Origin of the sequence: Pseudoduganella guangdongensis, from assembly GCF_009857475.1 — a bacterium.
In the GTDB taxonomy this organism is placed as follows: domain Bacteria; phylum Pseudomonadota; class Gammaproteobacteria; order Burkholderiales; family Burkholderiaceae_D; genus Rugamonas; species Rugamonas guangdongensis.
This window is the reverse complement of the sequence record NZ_WWCJ01000028.1, coordinates 46,296-65,666: the sequence shown is the minus strand read 5'-3', so window position 1 is coordinate 65,666 and position 19,371 is coordinate 46,296. Positions and strand designations below refer to the sequence as shown.

18 protein-coding genes and 1 other RNA gene are annotated in these 19,371 nt (G+C 61.8%); 5 read left to right on the top strand and 14 right to left on the bottom strand.

From position 1 onward, the window contains the following. Positions 1 to 82: 82 nt before the first annotated feature. The 14 genes from rfaE1 to gyrA all read right to left on the bottom strand — a co-directional run bounded on the left by rfaE1 (position 83) and on the right by gyrA (position 14,957). Positions 83 to 1,009: a D-glycero-beta-D-manno-heptose-7-phosphate kinase gene (gene rfaE1, locus GTP41_RS25130; protein WP_161028338.1), complete on the bottom strand. Its 927-nt coding sequence runs from the start codon at positions 1,007 to 1,009 to the stop codon at positions 83 to 85. A gap of 4 nt (positions 1,010 to 1,013) precedes the next feature. Continuing rightward, on the bottom strand, positions 1,014 to 2,189 hold the full coding sequence (lapB, locus tag GTP41_RS25125; protein WP_161028337.1) for a lipopolysaccharide assembly protein LapB: 1,176 nt from the start codon (positions 2,187 to 2,189) through the stop codon (positions 1,014 to 1,016). 8 nt (positions 2,190 to 2,197) lie between these two features. After that, positions 2,198 to 2,503 carry a LapA family protein gene (locus GTP41_RS25120; RefSeq protein WP_161028336.1) on the bottom strand — a complete coding sequence of 102 codons (306 nt, stop codon included), beginning with the start codon at positions 2,501 to 2,503 and terminating at the stop codon, positions 2,198 to 2,200. A gap of 64 nt (positions 2,504 to 2,567) precedes the next feature. Next, a complete protein-coding gene (locus tag GTP41_RS25115) occupies positions 2,568 to 2,873 on the bottom strand; it encodes an integration host factor subunit beta (RefSeq protein ID WP_057260302.1) in 306 nt (101 codons plus the stop codon). Between the two features lie 16 nt (positions 2,874 to 2,889). Then, complete coding sequence (gene rpsA, locus GTP41_RS25110; RefSeq protein WP_161028335.1) at positions 2,890 to 4,566, bottom strand: 30S ribosomal protein S1; 1,677 nt, start codon at positions 4,564 to 4,566, stop codon at positions 2,890 to 2,892. 76 nt (positions 4,567 to 4,642) lie between these two features. Beyond that, positions 4,643 to 5,311 (bottom strand): (d)CMP kinase, encoded by a 669-nt coding sequence (gene cmk / locus GTP41_RS25105; protein ID WP_161028334.1) that lies wholly within the window; start codon positions 5,309 to 5,311, stop codon positions 4,643 to 4,645. 104 nt (positions 5,312 to 5,415) lie between these two features. After that, entirely contained in the window at positions 5,416 to 6,747 is a 1,332-nt protein-coding gene (aroA, locus tag GTP41_RS25100; RefSeq protein WP_161028333.1) for a 3-phosphoshikimate 1-carboxyvinyltransferase, read from the bottom strand. Between the two features lie 9 nt (positions 6,748 to 6,756). Further along, the gene (locus GTP41_RS25095) at positions 6,757 to 7,755 is read right to left on the bottom strand and encodes a prephenate dehydrogenase (RefSeq protein WP_161028332.1); all 999 of its coding nucleotides are present in this window, start codon (positions 7,753 to 7,755) and stop codon (positions 6,757 to 6,759) included. Next, positions 7,748 to 8,866, bottom strand: a complete 1,119-nt coding sequence (hisC, locus tag GTP41_RS25090; RefSeq protein WP_161028331.1) for a histidinol-phosphate transaminase — start codon at positions 8,864 to 8,866, stop codon at positions 7,748 to 7,750. Before hisC ends, GTP41_RS25095 begins: the two co-directional genes overlap by 8 nt. A gap of 21 nt (positions 8,867 to 8,887) precedes the next feature. Beyond that, positions 8,888 to 9,961, bottom strand: coding sequence for a prephenate dehydratase (pheA, locus tag GTP41_RS25085; RefSeq protein ID WP_161028330.1), 1,074 nt, complete (start codon positions 9,959 to 9,961; stop codon positions 8,888 to 8,890). A gap of 116 nt (positions 9,962 to 10,077) precedes the next feature. Beyond that, a complete protein-coding gene (gene serC, locus GTP41_RS25080) occupies positions 10,078 to 11,163 on the bottom strand; it encodes a 3-phosphoserine/phosphohydroxythreonine transaminase (RefSeq protein ID WP_161028329.1) in 1,086 nt (361 codons plus the stop codon). 11 nt (positions 11,164 to 11,174) lie between these two features. After that, positions 11,175 to 11,678, bottom strand: coding sequence for a DUF2059 domain-containing protein (locus GTP41_RS28035; protein ID WP_161028328.1), 504 nt, complete (start codon positions 11,676 to 11,678; stop codon positions 11,175 to 11,177). Between the two features lie 10 nt (positions 11,679 to 11,688). Further along, the gene (locus GTP41_RS25070) at positions 11,689 to 12,234 is read right to left on the bottom strand and encodes a DUF2059 domain-containing protein (RefSeq protein WP_161028327.1); all 546 of its coding nucleotides are present in this window, start codon (positions 12,232 to 12,234) and stop codon (positions 11,689 to 11,691) included. Positions 12,235 to 12,323: 89 nt separating this feature from the next. Then, a complete protein-coding gene (gene gyrA / locus GTP41_RS25065) occupies positions 12,324 to 14,957 on the bottom strand; it encodes a DNA gyrase subunit A (protein WP_161028326.1) in 2,634 nt (877 codons plus the stop codon). A gap of 244 nt (positions 14,958 to 15,201) precedes the next feature. Between gyrA and ompA the strand changes: the two genes are divergently transcribed. From ompA to ssrA, 5 genes are all read left to right on the top strand, one after another. Then, positions 15,202 to 15,930, top strand: coding sequence for an outer membrane protein OmpA (gene ompA / locus GTP41_RS25060; protein ID WP_161028325.1), 729 nt, complete (start codon positions 15,202 to 15,204; stop codon positions 15,928 to 15,930). 162 nt (positions 15,931 to 16,092) lie between these two features. After that, positions 16,093 to 16,788 carry a bifunctional 2-polyprenyl-6-hydroxyphenol methylase/3-demethylubiquinol 3-O-methyltransferase UbiG gene (gene ubiG, locus GTP41_RS25055; protein ID WP_161028324.1) on the top strand — a complete coding sequence of 232 codons (696 nt, stop codon included), beginning with the start codon at positions 16,093 to 16,095 and terminating at the stop codon, positions 16,786 to 16,788. A gap of 45 nt (positions 16,789 to 16,833) precedes the next feature. Continuing rightward, positions 16,834 to 17,526 carry an HAD family hydrolase gene (locus GTP41_RS25050; RefSeq protein WP_161028323.1) on the top strand — a complete coding sequence of 231 codons (693 nt, stop codon included), beginning with the start codon at positions 16,834 to 16,836 and terminating at the stop codon, positions 17,524 to 17,526. A gap of 85 nt (positions 17,527 to 17,611) precedes the next feature. Continuing rightward, on the top strand, positions 17,612 to 18,589 hold the full coding sequence (locus tag GTP41_RS25045) for a hypothetical protein (RefSeq protein WP_161028322.1): 978 nt from the start codon (positions 17,612 to 17,614) through the stop codon (positions 18,587 to 18,589). A 41-nt stretch (positions 18,590 to 18,630) separates the two neighbouring features. Beyond that, positions 18,631 to 18,993, top strand: a transfer-messenger RNA (tmRNA) gene (gene ssrA / locus GTP41_RS25040). Positions 18,994 to 19,371 lie beyond the last annotated feature (378 nt).

The following is a 19,371-nucleotide window of genomic DNA, read 5'->3' as shown; positions in this document are numbered from 1 at the left end:
CATTCGGACACGGGCCCGGCAGTAGGCTGCGCCTACTGCCGGGCCCGTGTCCGAATGACAGACCTGGCACCGGTTTTTGGCTTTAGCTGAAGAGCTCGTCGCGCGTGACGGTGGCGGTGCCGAGCTTGCCGACTACGATGCCGCCGGCGCGGTTGGCGGTTTCGACGGCTTCTTGCCAGCCGGCACCGGAGCCGAGCATGGCGGCCATGGTGGCGATCACGGTGTCGCCGGCGCCGGAGACGTCATAGACTTCGCGTGCGCTGGCCTGGACGTTGAAAATGCCTTCGCCAGTGAACAGGGTCATGCCTTCTTCCGAGCGGGTCAGCAGCAAGGCGTCGAGCTGCAGTTCGCTGCGCAGGTTCTGGGCTTTGGTGATCAACTGCTCTTCGCTGCTCCAGCTGCCGACAATGCGCTTGAGCTCGGATTTGTTCGGGGTCAGGACTGTGGCGCCTTTGTAGGGGCTGAAGTCGTCGCCTTTGGGGTCGACCATCACCACCTTGCCGGCGGCGCGCGCGGTGGCGATCATTTCGGCCACGTCGACCAGGCCGCCTTTGTTGTAGTCGGACAGCACGATCACGTCGTATTCCGGCAGCAGGGTCTTGAATTGCACCAGCTTGTTGCGCAGCACGGCGTCGCTGGGCGCTTCTTCAAAGTCGATGCGCACCATCTGCTGCTGGCGGCCGATCACGCGCAGCTTGATGATGGTGGAGATGGCGTTGTCGTGCTTGAGATAGCTGTGGATGCCGCCGCCTTGCAGCAGCTGCTCGACTTCGGCGCCGGCTTCGTCGGCGCCGATGATGCCGAGCAGGCCGGCGTGCGCGCCCAGGGCGGCGGCGTTGCGGGCGACGTTGGCAGCGCCGCCCAGGCGGGCTTCGCGGCGCTCAATGCGCACGACAGGAACCGGGGCTTCCGGGGAGATGCGGCTGACATCGCCGAACCAGTAACGGTCCAGCATGACGTCGCCGGCGACCAGGATGCGGACTTTTTCGAGGGCGGGTGCTTTGCTCATAGTCTTAATTCATTACGTTTAGTTCTTCGGTGCGGCGCGGGGGATAGGAGTCCCAGCGGCTGCAGCCGGGGCAATGCCAGTAGAACTGGCGTGCTTTGAAGCCGCAGTGGCTGCATTGGTAGCGCGCCAGCTTTTGCGTGTAGCCGTGCACCAGGTTCTTTACCATCGACAGTTCGGACAGGACGGCGGCCGGGGCGTCCATCATGCGCGCTTCCAGCAGCTTGTCGAGACCGAGCAGGGTCGGGGTGCGGCGCAATTCGTCGATCACCACTTGCTTGGCCGCTTCCACGCCATCGAGTTCGATGACGGCTTTGAACACCACTTCCAGCAGGTCGATCGAGGACGCCTGTTCCAGGTAGGACTTGAGCAGGCTGACGCCTTCCTGCGGGCGGCCGACCTTGCGGTAGCCGTCCATCAGGCGCGTGGCCACCAGCGCGGTGTGCGGCACGGATTGCTGTTCGACGCGGCGCCAGGTGGCCAGCGCGGTTTCGGTGTCGCCTTTGGCCAGTTGGGCGTCGCCGCACAGGATGGTGGCGCGCACGCTGCTGCGGTCGGCGGCCAGCGCTTTTTCCAGCAGGGTTTCCGCCTCTTCCGGCTTCATGTGCACCAGCGCATCCTGCGCCAGTTCGCAGTAGAACTGGGAGATTTCTTTCTGGCGCGAGCCGGCGCCGGATTCCTGCAGCGCGTGCGCGGCTTCGATGGCGCGCTGCCACTCTTTCTCGCGCTGGAAGATTTCCAGCAGCGCCTTGCGCCCTTGCACGGCGTAGGAGGTGTCCAGCAGGCGCTTGTAGGTCTCTTCGGCGCGGTCCAGCAGGCCGGCTTTCAGGTAGTCCTGGCCCAGCTCATACTCGGCCTGGGCGCGCTGTTCGGCCGGCAGGTCGGGACGCGACAAGAGGTTCTGGTGCACGCGGATGGCGCGCTCGGTTTCGCCGCGGCGGCGGAACAGGTTGCCCAGCGCGAAGTGCATGTCGGCGGTTTCCGGGTCGAGCTTGACGATCTCGATGAAGGAATCGATGGCTTTGTCGGGCTGGTCGTTCAGCAGGTGGTTCAGGCCGCGGAAATAGCCGCGCGGCAGGGTGCGCGATTCGGAGACCACGGCGCGGATATCGACGCGTGCGGCGATCCAGCCGAGGGCAAACATGGCTGGGATGCCCAGCAGCCACCAGAGTTCAAAATCCATATTTTTTCTTAGTGCTGGGTGTTGACGCTATCCGGCTGCGGGCGCTCGTTCACTTGCATGGCGGCGGTCTGCAGGGAGTGGATGGTGGATTTGTGCTTGTTCGCTTCGCGGCGCTGGCGGAACAAGGTTGGGGTGAGCGCGAGGATGCTCAGGGCGGCGCCGGCCACGAAGAAGGCCAGCAGCATCAGCACCAGTGGGCCGCGCAGCTCGTATTGGAGGAACAGGTGCAGGTCGACTTCCTGCGTGTTTTTTAACGCAAAACCGAAGAACAGGACAAACAGGACAACGCCAAAGGCGGTGGAGATCAATTTCATTGTCAGTTCCAAATTAAAAAAGGGGCAGGCAAATGCCCGCCCCTTCATTCTACTAGCCAGAGACTCAATCCTCGATGATCGGTTGCCCGACCATCGCATCGACCCGCTCGCGCAGCTGCTTGCCAGGCTTGAAGTGCGGCACCCGTTTTTCAGGCACCATCACTTTGTCGCCGGACTTTGGATTACGTCCAATGCGCGGCGGCCGCGAATTCAGGGCAAAGCTGCCAAAACCACGGATCTCGATGCGCTGGCCTTCAGCCAGGGCGTTGGTCATCGCATCGAGGATGGTTTTGACGGCATACTCCGCATCTTTGGCCACCAGCTGGGAATAACGCTCAGCCAGGCGGTTGATCAATTCGGACTTAGTCATCTAAGTGCCCGGTAGATTAGTTCTTGTTGTCGAACTTGGCCTTCAGCAGCGCGCCCAGGCTGGTGGTGCCGGAAGCGGCGCTGGAGTCAGCAGCCATCTTCGACATCACTTCAGCGGTGTCCGCGTTGTCTTTAGCTTTGATCGACAGCTGGATCGAACGTGCTTTGCGATCGATGTTGATCACCAGGGCTTCCACGGAATCACCAACTTTCAGGTGGGTGCCGGCATCTTCCACGCGGTCGCGGGAGATTTCGGAAGCGCGCAGGTAGCCTTCAACTTCTTCGGACAGCTGGATCACGGCGCCTTTTGGCTCAACCGACTTAACGGTACCGGTCACCAGGGAGCCCTTGTCGTTCATGGCTGCGAAGTTGTTGAATGGATCGCCTTCCAGTTGCTTAACGCCCAGGGAAACGCGCTCACGCTCAACGTCGATTGCCAGAACAACGGCTTCCAGTTCGTCACCTTTCTTGAACTTGCGCACGGCTTCTTCGCCGGACTCGGTCCAGGACAGGTCGGACAGGTGCACCAGGCCGTCGATGTTGCCTGGCAGGCCGATGAACACGCCGAAGTCGGTGATCGATTTGATCGCGCCTTTGACTTTATCGCCCTTCTTGTGGCTCATGCCGAAGTCGTCCCAAGGGTTTGCCTTGCACTGCTTCATGCCCAGGGAGATACGACGACGCTCTTCGTCGATTTCCAGAACCATCACTTCAACTTCGTCGCCCAGCTGGACAACTTTGTTTGGAGCGACGTTCTTGTTGGTCCAGTCCATTTCGGACACGTGAACCAGGCCTTCGATGCCTTGTTCAACTTCAACGAACGCACCGTAGTCGGTCAGGTTGGTGACTTTACCGAACAGGCGGGTGCCTTGTGGGTAACGACGGGACAGACCGGTCCAAGGATCGTCGCCCAGTTGCTTCACGCCCAGGGACACACGGTTCTTCTCTTGATCGTACTTCAGGACCTTAGCGGTGATCTCTTGACCAACGGTCAGCACTTCGGATGGGTGACGCACACGACGCCATGCCAGATCGGTGATGTGCAGCAGGCCGTCGATGCCGCCCAGGTCAACGAACGCACCGTAGTCGGTGATGTTCTTGACGACGCCGGTTACCACGGTGCCTTCTTTCAGGGTTTCCATCAGCTTCTGACGCTCTTCGCCCATCGAAGCTTCGATGACGGCGCGGCGGGACAGAACCACGTTGTTACGCTTGCGGTCCAGCTTGATAACCTTGAACTCGAGGGTCTTGCCTTCGAATGGGGTGGTGTCCTTAACTGGACGGGTGTCTACCAGCGAACCTGGCAGGAAAGCACGGATGCCGTTGGTCAGAACGGTCAGGCCGCCTTTGACCTTGCCATTCACGGTACCAACGACGATCTCGCCGGATTCCATTGCTTTTTCCAGTGCCAGCCACGATGCCAGGCGCTTGGCCTTGTCACGCGACAGGATGGTATCGCCGAAACCATTTTCCAGCGATTCGATGGCCACGGAAACGAAGTCGCCTACTTTGACTTCCAGTTCGCCTTGGTCATTCTTGAATTCTTCAACAGGAATGAAAGCTTCCGATTTCAGGCCGGCGTTAACGATCACAAAGTTGTGGTCCAGACGCACGACTTCAGCGGAGATCACTTCGCCAGAGCGCATGTCTTGACGCGACAGGGACTCTTCGAAGAGGGCTGCAAAACTTTCCATTATTTATTTCCAGGTTAGCCAGTAAGGCCCGCACTATGCGGCTTCAACTGGGTTGAGGGTTGAACAAAACAGCTATTTATTTATGGGTGGCGGCCCACCACTTCAGCACCTGCTCAGTCGCTTCGTCAGCGTCCATTGCAGATGTGTCGAGGATGTGCGCCCCCTCTGCCGGTGCCAGCGGCGCGATGGCCCGGTTCATATCCCGGTCGTCGCGTGCCTTCAAATCCATCAGCAGGTCTTGCATACTAGCAGAAATTCCCTTTCCGATCAATTGCTTATAGCGGCGATCGGCGCGCGCTTCGACGGAAGCGGTCAAAAACACCTTTAAAGGGGCGTGCGGGAAGATCACCGAGCCCATATCGCGGCCATCGGCGACCAGGCCTGGTGTCTTGCGGAAACTCAGTTGCAGGCCGTACAAGGCCTGGCGCACGGCGGGCAAGGCGGCGATTTTTGATGCAGTATTGCCAACTTCCTCGGCACGGATGGCGTCACTGACGTTTTCTTGCGACAGGTAGATGGCGTCGCCGGCGAAATGGATGTGCAGGTGCTCGGCCAGCTTGGCCAGGGCGTGCTCGTCGTTCAGGGGTGTTTCACGGCGCAAGGCTTGCAAGGCTGTCAAGCGGTACAGGGCGCCGGAGTCCAGCAGGTGGAAGCCCAGCTTGTCCGCAACCTTGTGGGCCACGGTGCCCTTGCCGCTGGCGGTCGGGCCGTCGATGGTGATGACTGGGATGTTTGATGTTGGCATATGTGTATGTTTTAAACCGGTAAACCAGTGTCAGGCACAAGTGCCTGACACTTGGCCTGCGGCGGCCGCGGGTCAGGCATTGGTTTACCGGTTTTGGCTAAAAGTTAAACGCTACCACGCTTCGCGATCGACGCAAACGCGGTGAAGTACTCCGGGAAAGTTTTGGCGACACATTTCGGGTCATTAATCCGCACCTTGGTGCCCTTGCGGATAAAGCCATCGAGCGAAGCCAGCGAGAAACACATCGCCATGCGGTGGTCGTCATACGTGTCGATGGTGGCCGGCAGCAAGGTGCGCGGCGCGCTGACCGAGAGCCAGTCCTCGCCCTCCTCCACAATGGCGCCCAGCTTGCGCAGCTCGGTCGCCATGGCGCTCAAGCGGTCGGTTTCCTTCACGCGCCAGGAAGCGATATTGCGCAAGGTGGTGGTGCCCTGCGCGTACAGCGCCGCCACCGCAATGGTCATCGCCGCGTCCGGGATGTGGTTGAAATCCATATCCACCGCCTGCAACGGGCCGGACGCGCTGGCCTCGATCCAGTTGTCGCCCATGGTGATGGTCGCGCCCATCTGCTCCAGCGCCTGCGCAAAGCGCACGTCGCCCTGGATCGAATCGCGGCCCACGCCCAGCACTCGCACCGGGCCGCGGCCAATCGCGCCGGCCGCCAGGAAGTAGGAAGCGCTGGAAGCATCGCCTTCGACATGGATGGTGCCCGGGCTTTGGTACACCTGCCCGGCCGGAATGGTGAACGACGCCCAGCCGTCCTGCTCCACCACGGCGCCAAAGCGGCGCATCAGGTTCAGGGTGATCTCGATATACGGCTTGGAAATCAGCTCGCCTTCGACGGCGATGGTAATGGCCTGCTCGCGCGCCATCAGCGGTGCCACCATCAGCAGCGCGGTCAGGAACTGGCTCGACACGTCGCCGCGCACCGAGAGGCGCGGCGACTTGAACGCGCCGCTGCGGATGTGCAGCGGCGGGTAGCCCTTGTTCATCGTGTACTCAATGTCGGCACCGGCCGCGTTGAGCGCGTCCACCAGGTCGCCGATCGGGCGTTCGTGCATGCGCGGCACGCCGTGCACCTTATAGTCGCCGCCGATCACCGCCAGGGCGGCGGTCAGCGGGCGGATCGCGGTGCCGGCGTTGCCCATGAACAGGTCGGCGCTGCGCAGCGGCCAGTTGCCTTTCACGCCCTGTACCACGTGCACGGTGCTGTCGCCGTCGCGCTCTTCGGTCCAGTCGACGCCCAGCGAGCGCAGGGCCGCCAGCATCACGGCGGTGTCGTCGGAGGCCAGCAGGTCGACCACGCGGGTCTCCCCTTCCGCCAGCGCGGCCAGCAGCAGGATGCGGTTGGAAATGGATTTCGAGCCTGGCAGGCGCACTGCGCCTTCCACGTGGGGTACGGGCAGCAGGTCGAAGTAATGCGGGTAATCAGTCATGCGTGTTCCTTATTCTGCCGCCGCGTCTTTCGGCTGCGGCGGCTCGGCCGCTTCGATGGTTTCGATCCACTGCCGGCGCGCGCGCTGGGCGTTGCTGTAGACCGCTTCGAGCGCGGCGGCGTCGCCAGCGGCAAGGCTGGCGCGCAAACGGGTTAATTGTGCCAGATATGCATCCAGCTCGGTCAGGAGTGCGGCCTGGTTGGCGAGGCTGATATCGCGCCACATTTCAGGCGAGCTGCCGGCGATGCGGGTGAAGTCGCGGAAGCCGCTGGCAGCATATTGGAACAGCAGGCCTGAGTGGGGCTTGCTGGCCACGTCATCCACCAGCGCGTAGGCCAGCAGGTGCGGGAGATGGCTGACGGCGGCGAAAACTCTGTCGTGTTCTTCCGGGGTCAGGGTGTGGATGATGGCGCCGCAGGCGCGCCAGGCCTGGGCGACGCGTTCGATGTCCTGCGGCGCGTTTTCCGGCAGCGGGGTCAGGACGGTCTTTTTACCGTGGTACAGGTCGGCGATGGCGGCGTCGGGGCCGTTGGTTTCGCGGCCGGCGATGGGGTGGCCGGGGACGAATTGCGCGGCACGCTCGCCCAGCGCGGCACGCGCCGCGGCGACGACATCGCATTTGGTGCTGCCGGCGTCGGTGACGATGGTGTGTGCGTCGAGGTGCGGCAGGATCGCGGCCAGGATGCGGCCGGTCTGCGCTACTGGTGCGGCCAGCAGCACCAGGTCGGCGCCGGTGATGGCTTCTTCAAACCTGCAAACCGGTGTCTGACCCGCAGGGTCAGACACCGATACGCGGCGGCGGCTGGCTGGTGTCTGACCCTGTGGGTCAGACACCGGTTTGCCGGGCTGGGCGGCCGAGTCAATGATACCCAGCTCCAGCGCCCGCGACAAAAACGCCTCCGAGCGATCCACGCCGACGATATGTTTCACCGCGCCAGCCTGTTTCAGCGCCCGCGCAAACGAGCCGCCGATCAGGCCGACGCCAAAGATGACTACCTTGTTAAGCACGATCCTCCGCCAGCGCCTTGCGCAGCGCAGTAATCAGCACCGCATTCTCCTGCGGCAGGCCGATGGAAATACGCAGCCACTGCGGCAGCCCGTAATTCCCCACCGGACGCACAATCACGCCCTGCTTCAGCAACGCCAGGTTGATGCGCGCACCAGCGGCATCATCCGAGCCCACGCGCACCAGCACGAAGTTGCCGTACGAAGGCACATACTCCAGCCCCAGGTCCTTGAACGCCTCCACGAACTGCTCATAGCCCGCAGTATTGTTCGCCGCCGACTTGGCCAGGAACTCCTTGTCGTTCAGCGCCGCAATCGCCGCCGCCTGCGCCAGCGAGTTCACATTGAACGGCTGGCGGATACGGTTCATCAAATCGGTCACTTCCGGCTGCGCCAGCGCGAAGCCCACGCGCAGGCCGGCCAGGCCGTAGGCCTTGGAGAAGGTGCGCGACACCAGCAGGTTCGGGTACTTCTTGACCCAGGCCGCCGACTCGTACTGGTCTTCCTTCTTCAGGAACTCGTTGTAAGCCTCATCCAGCACCACGACCACGTTGGCCGGCACCTTCTGCAGGAAAGCTTCGATCTCGGCGCCGGTGACGAAGGTGCCGGTCGGGTTGTTCGGGTTGGCCAGGAACACCAGCTTGGTGTCTGCCTCGATGGCCGCAGCCATCGCATCCAGGTCGTGGCCATGGTTCTTGGCCGGCACCACGATATGGCGCGCGCCAATGCCCTGGGTCGCCAGCGCGTACACGGCGAAGGAATACTGCGAATACACCACGGACTGGCCGCGCTCAACGAAGGCGTGGGCGGCGATTTCCAGGATGTCGTTGGAGCCGTTGCCCAGGGTGATCCAGTCCATCGGCACATCGTAGCGCTTGGACAGCGCGGTCTTCAGGTCGAAGGCGTTGGCATCCGGGTAGCGGCCCAGTTCAGCGGCGGCGGCGGCCATGGCCTTCTGCGCCGATTCCGGCACGCCGAACGGGTTTTCGTTGGAAGCCAGCTTGACGATGTTCTCTTCCTGCAGGCCGAACTCGCGCGCCACTTCGGAAATCGGCTTGCCAGCCTGGTAAGGAGCGATTGCGCGAACGTATTCAGGGCCGTAATTCTTGGACATGTTTCTAATCTCGTATAAAGGTCAGGTGAGGCTGGTCGGGTAGGAGCCCAGCACTTTGAAGAAGGCAGCATTGTCCTTGAGTTCGGCCAACGCCTTTGCCACGGACGGGTCTTGTACGTGCCCTTCCACGTCTACATAAAAATAATATTCCCAGGTGCCGATACGTGCCGGGCGCGATTCGAAACGCGTCATCGACACGCCGTGCTTGGACAGCGGCGCCAGCAGGTGGTACACCGCGCCGGCCTTGTTCGGCACCGCCAGCACCAGCGAGGTGTGGTCCTTGCCGGACGGGTTGGTCTGCAGGCTGCCGATCACCACGAAGCGGGTGCGGTTGTGCGGGTCGTCCTGGATGTGCGCGTGCGTGACGCCCAGGCCATATTGCGCACCGGCATGCTCGCTGGCGATGGCGGCGATGGTCGGGTCGTCGCCCGCCATGCGCGCCGCTTCGGCGTTCGAGGCCACGGCGCGGCGTTCGATGTGCGGGAAGTTCTGGTTCAGCCACACCTGGCACTGGGCCAGCGCCTGAGAATGGGCGCAGATCACCCGCACGCCTTCCATGGAGCCGGTCCTAGTCATCAGGCTGTGGTGGACGGCAATCGCAATCTCGCCGCTGATCAGGCACGGGGTGGCCAGCATCAGGTCGAGGGTGCGGTTGACGGCGCCTTCGGACGAGTTCTCGACCGGGACCACGCCGAAATCGGCGGTGCCGGCTTCGGTGGCGCGGAAGACTTCGTCGATGGAGGCGCAGGGCACGGCTTCGATGGCGGTGCCGAATTGGGCGTACACGGCCTGCTCGCTGAAGGTGCCGGCCGGGCCGAGGAAGGCCACGGTGACGCGGCGCTCCAGCGCGCGGCAGGCGGACATGATTTCGCGGAAGATGGTTTGCACTTCGCGTCCGCCCAGCGGGCCGGGGTTGCGTTCGGCGACGCCGCGCAGCACCTGGGCTTCGCGCTCGGGACGGAATACCGGCGCGTTGGTTTCGGCTTTGACGTGGCCGACTTCCTCGGCCACTTTGGCGCGCTCGTTCAGCAGCGCCAGGATTTGCGCGTCGATCGCATCGATCTTTTCGCGGAGGGGTTTCAGTTTGTCTGTCATTTGCTTGCGTTCACTTATTGGCGCTTTTTCAAACCGGGAAGCCGGAAAACCAGGGGACGCCCCTTAGGGTCGGACGGGATGGCCATCCGGCTGGTTTTCCGCGTTCCCGGTCTTGACTAGCGTCCTGCAAATTCGTTCAGGTAGTCGACCAGCGCTTGCACGCCCTCGATTGGCATCGCGTTGTAGATCGATGCCCGCATACCACCGACGGACTTATGGCCCTTCAGCTGCAAAAGCCCGCGCGCTTTCGCGCCGGCCAGGAATGCTTCATTTTGCGATTCATCGCGCAGGTAGAACGGTATGTTCATGCGCGAACGGTATTCTTTTGCGACGCGATTCTGGTAGAAGTCGTCGGCATCAAGCGCTGCGTACAGCAGCCCGGCTTTCTCAATATTACGCTGTTCCATGGCGGCCACGCCGCCCTGCTTCTTCAGCCACTGGAACACCAGCCCGGCAATATAAATGCCGTAGGTCGGCGGCGTGTTGTACATCGATTCATTATCCGCCACATTCTTGAAATCAAACGCGGAAGGACAGAAAGGCAGTGCCTTGCCGATCAGGTCATCGCGCACGATCACCACCGTCACGCCGGCCGGCCCGATATTCTTTTGCGCGCCGCCGAAGATCACGCCGTACTTGCTTACATCCACCGGGCGCGACAGGATATGCGAAGACATATCGGCCACGATGGGCGTCGCGCCCTGTGCGGTCGGCACGAAATTGAACTCGACACCGTCAATGGTTTCATTGGTGCAGACATGCAGGTAGGAGGCGCCCGGGGTCAGCTTCCACTCCGACTGGTCCGGCACGCGGTCAAAACCGGTGGCCTGCGACGAAGCGGCCACGTTAACCCGCGCATAACGCGCCGCCTCCTTGATCGACTTGGACGACCAGGAACCGGTCTGCACGAAGTCGATAGTGCTGTCGGCGCCGCCGCACAGGTTCATCGGCAGCACGGCGTTCTGCGACAGGCCGCCGCCCTGCATGAACAGGATGCGGTAGTTGTCCGGCACTGCCAGCAGCTCGCGCAGGTCGCGCTCCGCGGCGCGGTAGATCGAAATGAACTCGGGGCCACGGTGGCTCATCTCCATCACGGACATCCCACTGCCCTGCCAATCCAGCATTTCGGCAGCTGCCTGTTGCAGCACTTCCTTAGGCAGCACGGCCGGGCCGGCGGAGAAATTGTAGATGCTCGTTGCCACTTCCGGACTCCTTACTTCGTTTGTTCGATGATGCGCTTGGCGCGCTCCTGCGTCAGCTTTTGCGCGACCTGCGCACTGTCCGCCATCAGCTGCGGCATGACCTGCAGCGCCTTTTTACCGGCCGGGCTGCGGTAGAAGGCGGTCAGCGCCTTCACGTCCTCGGCGCTGAAGTGGCGCGCATACATCGGCACCACCTGGTTGTACAGCTCATCGACCAGCTTGGGGTCGTTCAGATCTTTTTGCAGTGCCGCCGTGATGGCCGGCATGCGGCGCTCCACATTCGCCAGCTCCGCCTTGCGCTGCTCCTCGTTCAGTTTCGGGTTGTTGCGCACCACCGCCTCGGCGCGCAGGCGCAGCACCTGCGGCAAGGCCTTGGACATATTCTGCATCGACGCAGTCATGCTGCTGCGCGCATTGGTCGCTTCCATCAACTCGCGCACGGCAGCCTCGCTGGGTGGTGCGGCGTGGGCGCAGCCTGCGGCAGCCAGGATGGCGGTGAACACGATTTTTTTCACGACAGGCTCCTTAATTCGGTTTGCGGAACTGTTCCATGGCTTTCTGGATACGCGGCGCGGTGACGCGCTGGCCGATCGCCATCGACTCCGCCATCAATTGCGGCATCACCTGCAGGCTCTTGGCGCCCAGCGGGGAGCGGTAGTAGGCCGCCATCTGCTTCAACTCGTCGGTGGTGAAGTAGCGGGTGTAGAGGGTGGTCATTTCCGCTTCCATCTCCGCCACCAGGCCCGGATCGTTCATGACCTTGTCCATCATTTCCGCGATCTTCGGCATATCCGCCTCCATTTTGGCCAGGCGCTCCTTGCGCTGCGCGTCGGTCAGGCGGCTGTCCGCCTTGAGCGCGGCTTCCGTCTGCTGGCGGATCATGCCAGGCATGGCCTTGGTCATCTGCCCCATCATCGCCGCCCAGGTCACGCGGTAGTTCATCGCGTCCAGCACTTCGCGCACAGCGGCGGCGCTGGCAGCATTCGCTGCCGGGGTCGGGGCGGCATCAGCTGCAAAAGCGCCATGGGCGAAAGTACAGCAGGCCAGCAGGGATACGACGAATTTCTTCATTGCTTATTTGTTTTTCGAATTTTGGGGGGGGGTTAAAAAACTAACGGGCCCGGCCCGATTGCTCAGACAGGGCCCGTTGCGGGTCAGCCTTATTCGGCTGCCGCGCCGCCTTCCGCGTCGGCCTCGGCTTCCACCTCCGGCTCGTCGGCGTCGGCTTCCACAATACGTTGCAGGCCCGAGAGCTTGGTGCCGTCCTCCACCGCGATCAGGGTCACACCCTGGGTGGCACGGCCCATCTCGCGGATCTCCGACACGCGGGTGCGGATCAGCACACCACCGGTGGTGATCAGCATGATCTCGTCGGTCTTGGTGACCAGGGTCGCCGCCACCACCTTGCCGTTACGCTCGGAGGTCTGGATGGCGATCATGCCCTTGGTGCCGCGGCCGTGGCGGGTGTACTCGGTGATCGGGGTACGCTTGCCGAAGCCGTTCTCGGTCGCGGTCAGCACCGACTGCTCCTCGTTTTCCGCCACCAGCAGCGCGATCACGGTCTGGCCTTCTTCCAGGTTCATGCCGCGCACACCGCGCGCGGTACGGCCCATTGGACGCACGTCGTTCTCGTCGAAGCGCACAGCCTTGCCGGCGTCGGAGAACAGCATCACATCGTGCTCGCCGTCGGTCAGCGCCGCGCCGATCAGGAAATCGCCCTCGTCCAGGTCGACCGCGATGATGCCGGCCTTACGCGGATTGGAGAAGTCCTTCAGCGGGGTCTTCTTCACAGTACCCAGGCTGGTCGACATGAAGACGTAGTGGTCTTCCGGGAAGGTGCGGTTTTCGCCCGACAGCGGCAGCACCACGGTGATCTTCTCGTTGTCCTGCAGCGGGAACATGTTCACGATCGGCTTGCCGCGCGAATTGCGCGAGCCTTGCGGCACTTCCCACACCTTCAGCCAGTACATGCGGCCGCGGTTGGAGAAGCACAGGATGTAATCGTGCGTGTTGGCGATGAACAGCTGGTCGATCCAGTCCTCATCCTTGGTCGCTGCCGCCTGCTTGCCGCGGCCGCCGCGCTTCTGGGCGCGGTACTCGGACAGCGGCTGGGCCTTCATATAGCCCATGTGCGACAGGGTCACCACCATGTCCTGCGGCGTGATCAGGTCTTCGGTTTCCAGGTCGGTCGCGTTGTTCTCGATGTTGGAACGGCGCGGATCCTTGTCGCCGAATTCCAGCATGGACGCGTTCAGTTCGTCGGTGATGATGGCGGTGACGCGGGCCGGCTTGGACAGGATGTCCAGCAGGTCGGCGATCAGGGACATCACATCCTTGTACTCGTTGACGATCTTGTCCTGTTCCAGGCCGGTCAGGCGCTGCAGGCGCATTTGCAGGATTTCGCCCGCTTGTTCGTCGGACAGTTTGTACAGGCCATCGGCTTGCAGGCCGTAATGCTTAGGCAGGTGCTCCGGACGGAAGGCTTCGATACCGCCCTGGCCTTCTTCGCCGGTGCGCTTCAGCATTTCGCGCACGATGGACGAATCCCAGCCGCGCGCCATCAGTTCCTGCTTCGCGATTGGCGGCGTCGGCGCTGCCTTGATGATCGCGATGAAATCGTCGATATTGGCCAGCGCAACGGCCAGGCCTTCCAGCACGTGGCCGCGTTCGCGCGCCTTGCGCAGTTCGTACACGGTACGGCGGGTAACGACTTCGCGGCGGTGCGACAGGAAGGTGGCCAGCAGGTCCTTCAGGTTCATCAGCTTCGGCTGGCCGTCCACCAGGGCCACCATATTCATGCCGAAGGTGTCCTGCAACTGGGTCTGCTTGTACAGGTTGTTCAGCACCACTTCCGGCACTTCACCGCGTTTCAGCTCGATCACCACGCGCATGCCCGACTTGTCGGACTCGTCGCGGATGTCGGAAATGCCTTCCAGCTTCTTGTCGCGCACGTTTTCAGCGATGCGCTCCAGCAGGGACTTCTTATTGACCTGGTATGGCAGCTCGTCCACGATGATCGCGGTGCGGCCGCCTTCCTTGCCGTATTCTTCGAAGTGGGTCTTGGCGCGCATCACCACGCGGCCACGGCCGGTGCGGTAACCATCGCGCACGCCGGACACGCCATAGATCGTGCCGCCGGTCGGGAAGTCCGGCGCCGGGATCAGTTCGATCAGTTCATCGATCGAGCAATCCGGGTTATTCAGCACGTGCAGCGCGCCGTTGATCACTTCCGTCAGGTTGTGCGGCGGGATATTGGTCGCCATACCCACTGCAATACCGGACGAACCGTTGATCAGCAGGTTAGGAATCTTGGTTGGCAGGACGGTCGGCTCTTTCTCCTTGCCGTCGTAGTTGGGCGCGAAATCGACGGTTTCCTTGTCGATGTCGGCCAGCAGCTCTGCCGCGATCTTGTCCAGGCGGCACTCGGTGTAACGCATCGCCGCGGCGTTGTCGCCGTCGATGGAACCGAAGTTACCCTGGCCATCCACCAGCATGTAGCGCAGCGAGAAGTCCTGCGCCATACGCACCAGCGTGTCATAAATCGACGCGTCACCGTGCGGGTGGTACTTACCCATGACTTCACCCACAACGCGGGCGCATTTCACGTAAGGACGGTTCCACACGTTGTTCAGCTCGTGCATCCCGAAGAGGACGCGGCGGTGTACAGGCTTCAGGCCGTCGCGAGCGTCAGGCAGGGCTCGACCCACGATCACGCTCATCGCGTAATCGAGGTAGCTCTTGCGCATCTCTTCTTCGAGGGAAATCGGAATTGTTTCTTTTGCGAATTGATCCATGGAGGGTCGATCTATATTGTCCAGACACACAAGCCTGCGATTTTAGCATGGCGCCAAGCGCCCCGGACGAAAGTCATTGGGTTGACACAATTGCTAACTATTATGGCCAGCACGTTGCAACAAAACAACATTTTGGTCAGATACGCGAAACCGCGCTTTTCCCCCGAGTTGGGTACAGTTTTGCGATATATGGCAAAATGGTCGAGAAACCAACAGATTTCCCCCGGAAAAGGACAAGACCAATATGAAGAAACTGTTCTCCACCCTGATCGCCGCCACCACCGTACTGGCTGGCTCGGCCCTGGCACAAGAAAAGCCAACCGCCCCGCCGTTCGCGCCGGTGACCCAGGACATCAAGGCCGCGACACCAAAGAGCGCCTACGTGCAGGATGCGCGCGGCATCATCGCCCGCAACCCATTCGGCCTGTGCTGGCGCACCGGCTACTGGACCCCGGCCGACGCCGTGCCAGGCTGCGACCTGCCGTTGTGCACCCCGCCGGAAGAGCTGAAAGACGGCAAGTGCGTGCTGCCGCCGGCGCCGCCAGCGCCAGCCCAGCCGCCAGTGCCAGTGCCAGTGCAGCCGACCCCGACCCCGGCCGCCCCGGCCCCGGTACCGACCGCTGAAAAAGTCTCGTTCGCCGCCGACGCCTTCTTCGACTTCGACAAAGCCGTGCTGAAGCCGGAAGGCAAAGCCAAGCTGGACGACGTGGTCAGCAAGCTCGGCACGATCAACCTGGAAGTGATCATCGGCGTCGGCCACACCGACTCCGTCGGCACCGACGCCTACAACGAAAAACTGTCGCTGCGCCGCGCCGAAGCCGTGAAAGCCTACCTGCTGAGCAAAGGCGTCGACGCCAACCGCGTCTACACCGAAGGCAAAGGCGAGAAGCAGCCGGTAGCCGACAACACCACCGCCGAAGGCCGCGCCAAAAACCGCCGCGTGGAAATCGAAGTCGTCGGCACCAAGAAATAAGCGCCACCCGCGCCCTACCAGCCCCGCATCCGCGCGGGGCTTTTTTTGTCCGTCTTGGGGTCAGGAAGAAAAGTGGACATTTCTTTTGCCAACGCAATAAATGTCCACTTTTCTTCCTGACCCCACGGTGGACATTTCATACTCGTCTGCTATCATCCCGCCATGAACGCCGACCCATTAGAACTGCAAAAATTCAGCGAACTGGCCCACCACTGGTGGGACCCCACGTCCGAATTCAAACCCCTGCACGAAATCAATCCGCTGCGCCTGGAATGGATCAACGCGCGCGCCCCGCTGGCCGGGAAGAATGTGATCGATATCGGCTGCGGCGGGGGCATCCTGTCCGAATCGATGGCCAAAAAAGGCGCCACGGTGACCGGTATCGACCTGTCCGAAAAAGCGCTGAAAGTTGCCGACCTGCATAGCCTAGAGTCCGGCGTGCAAGTGCGCTACAAGCTGATCGCCGCCGAAGACATGGCCGCCGCCGAACCAGGCCAGTTCGAGGTGGTGACCTGCATGGAAATGCTGGAGCACGTGCCCGACCCGGGCGCCATCGTGCGCGCCGCCGCTGCCCTGGTGAAACCGGGTGGCAAGGTTTTCTTTTCGACCCTGAACCGCAACCCGAAAGCCTACCTGTTCGCGGTACTCGGCGCGGAATACCTGCTGCGCATGCTGCCCAAGGGCACCCATGATTACGAAAAGTTCATTACCCCTGCTGAACTGTCGCAATATATCCGCACCGCAGGATTGCAAGTAGATGCCCTGAAAGGCATGGGCTACAATCCGCTCACCAAGGTCTATTCCCTGAACAACGACACCAGTGTTAATTACCTGGTGGCCTGCACCCGCCCAGAATGAAGTACGGCGGCCAGCGCGCCGCCTGCTTCGAAAGCCCCACCCGCTATGAGCCTGACCCACGCCCCGCGCGCCATCCTGTTCGACCTGGATGGCACCCTGGCCGATACTGCCCCCGACCTGGCAGCCGCGATCAACCTGCTGCGCACCGTGCGCGGCCTGGAACCGACCCCGTATGAAGTGCTGCGCCCGCAAGCGTCGCACGGCGCGCGCGGCATGATCGGGGTTTCCTTCGGCCTGGCGCCGCAGGACGAAGGCTTTGAGGAGTTGCGCCAGGGTTTCTTCAGCAATTACGAAGCGGCCATGGCGGTGCACAGCACCCTGTTTGAAGGCGTGCATGAGCTGCTGTCCGGCATTGCCGACGCCGGCCTGCGCTGGGGCATTGTGACCAACAAGCCGGCCCGCTTCACCGATCCCCTGGTGCCGCAGATCGGCCTGGACCACGCCGGTTGCGTGGTCTCCGGCGACACCACACCGCACGCCAAGCCGCACCCTGCCCCGCTGCTGGAAGCCGCCGCCCGCCTGGGCCTGGCACCGGAAGATTGCTGGTACGTGGGCGACGACCTGCGCGACATCCAGGCCGGCCACGCCGCCGGCATGCGCACCGTGGCTTGCCAGTGGGGCTACTGCGGCGCGATCGAACCCGCCACCTGGGGCGCCGACCACCTGCTGGCCTCCCCGGCCGAGTTGCTGGACCTGATCCGCGCCACCGTAACGTCGCCAGCATCCTTGGCGGCATAATAAACGCGAGCAACTTGCTCGGTAGTAATAAGTTTCTATACTATAGTAAGTAGAGATTCTAGAAAAACAGGTATTTGGAGACTTTATGGGCGGGCAAGACAACCTCGAGGCGGCGCTACCACCGCGCAGCAGCGCACCGCAGCGCTGGGACGCCTCCGTTGCCGAGAGCCGTTTTTACTGGTACGACCTGCTCGTTAACGATCCCCTGGTACCGGACTTCCGCGACCCGATCGGGCGCTACCAGCGCCGCATGCAGTTCGCGCTCGACGCGACCATGGAAAAACAGCTGCTGTTCTTCGTAGTGGCGCGCCCGCGCATCCGCTTCGACAGCAAGAAAGGCACCAGCTGGGGCTTTTTCGGCCTGAAACTGAACGTGCCGCTGCTCGTAGGGGCCGAGAATCGCAAAGAATCGATCACCATGGAGCTGGAGGTGCCGTTCGAGGCCACCTTCAAGAAGCCGGTGGTCACGCTGCATGACAAGTACATCACCCTGAACTGGGGTGCGCTGACCGAGTGCTTCTCCATCCACGACCTGCTGCAGCGTTTCCCGCATGACCTGAAGCACGAAAGCATCGTGCAGTACGTCGGCATCACGCGCGACCCGCAGGCCAAGCTGGCCAAGGGCCGCTACCCCGCCGTCAACCGCATCGTCGAAGAGAACGAGAACACTTACGACACCTTCCTGCTGGTCAAGCGCATGGACGTCAAAGTGCAAACCTCGGCTCCCGAGGATGTGCTGGGCGAGGCGTCGGCCCGCTCCCAGGTGGAGCTGATGCAGGCCGCCCTGATCCGCTACTTCGGCGGCGAAAAGCCCGCCCATTACGGCCTGATCGAGCAAAACAACCGGCGCGACCACGTAGCGCAATTGGTGGAGGCCTACCAGCTGGTCGGTTTGACCATCGACCTGGGCTTCAAGGAGGCCGACAGCTTCCACGACCTGAAGTCGCTCGGCGTGCCCGTTTCGCGCCGCCACCTGGTTGATTTCACCTTCGGCCCCGGCGGCGAGATCAAATTCTCCCGCCTGGCCGACAACGACCGACCGCTGGTTTCCATCGAAGTCTGACGCGCGCGAATAGATTCATGTAGAATAGAGATTCCTTCTGTGGGGACGACCTGGTTTCGACGTGGGTTGCAAAGCAGAACAGGGCATACCGAGGGCTGGTTACCTCGTAAATACACCCAGAAACAAACTAACTGCAAACGATAACTCGTACGCACTGGCAGCTTAATCGCTGACCTGCCCGACAACACCTCGCCCTTCGGGTGTGGCCGCAAGGCCGTGTTGGGTCATTTAGAAGGGATCGAACTACGAGGGTTCACTTCGAGTAGTTCTAAAATTAAGGTGAATCGCCTGTCCGCAGCGTGCACATCCGCGTCGTATAGGCTAAATTAAATGATAGTGCTAAGTATGTAGAACTGTCTGTAGAGTGCTTGCGGACGCGGGTTCGATTCCCGCCGTCTCCACCACCGAATACATTGAGCGAATGCTCGGATTTCTTTGAAAAACAAGGATTTCCCTTAAAAATCAGTCCCTTAAAAAGGACTGATTTTTTTATTGGTCTTCAGATTGGTTTGGGCAGGTCTGTTTAGGTCCTCGCTGTGCGACAAGTTTGCGACAACATTCATGCATTCCGCCCACCTCAATCAACAAAGGCCCGCCCAAAAAGCTTCCTGTCTTGGCGCGCCAAGACAATGGGGCTAGCAGGCTATTGATACTTCCGACGTCTATTGTCAAAGGCTGGCTTCGTACCCTCAAGGATGTCCACCGCCGCACGCTTGAGGTGTTGGTCCTCAATCCCTCCAGATACATATTGGATTTGGTTCGAGCCATCCCTAAGCATGGAA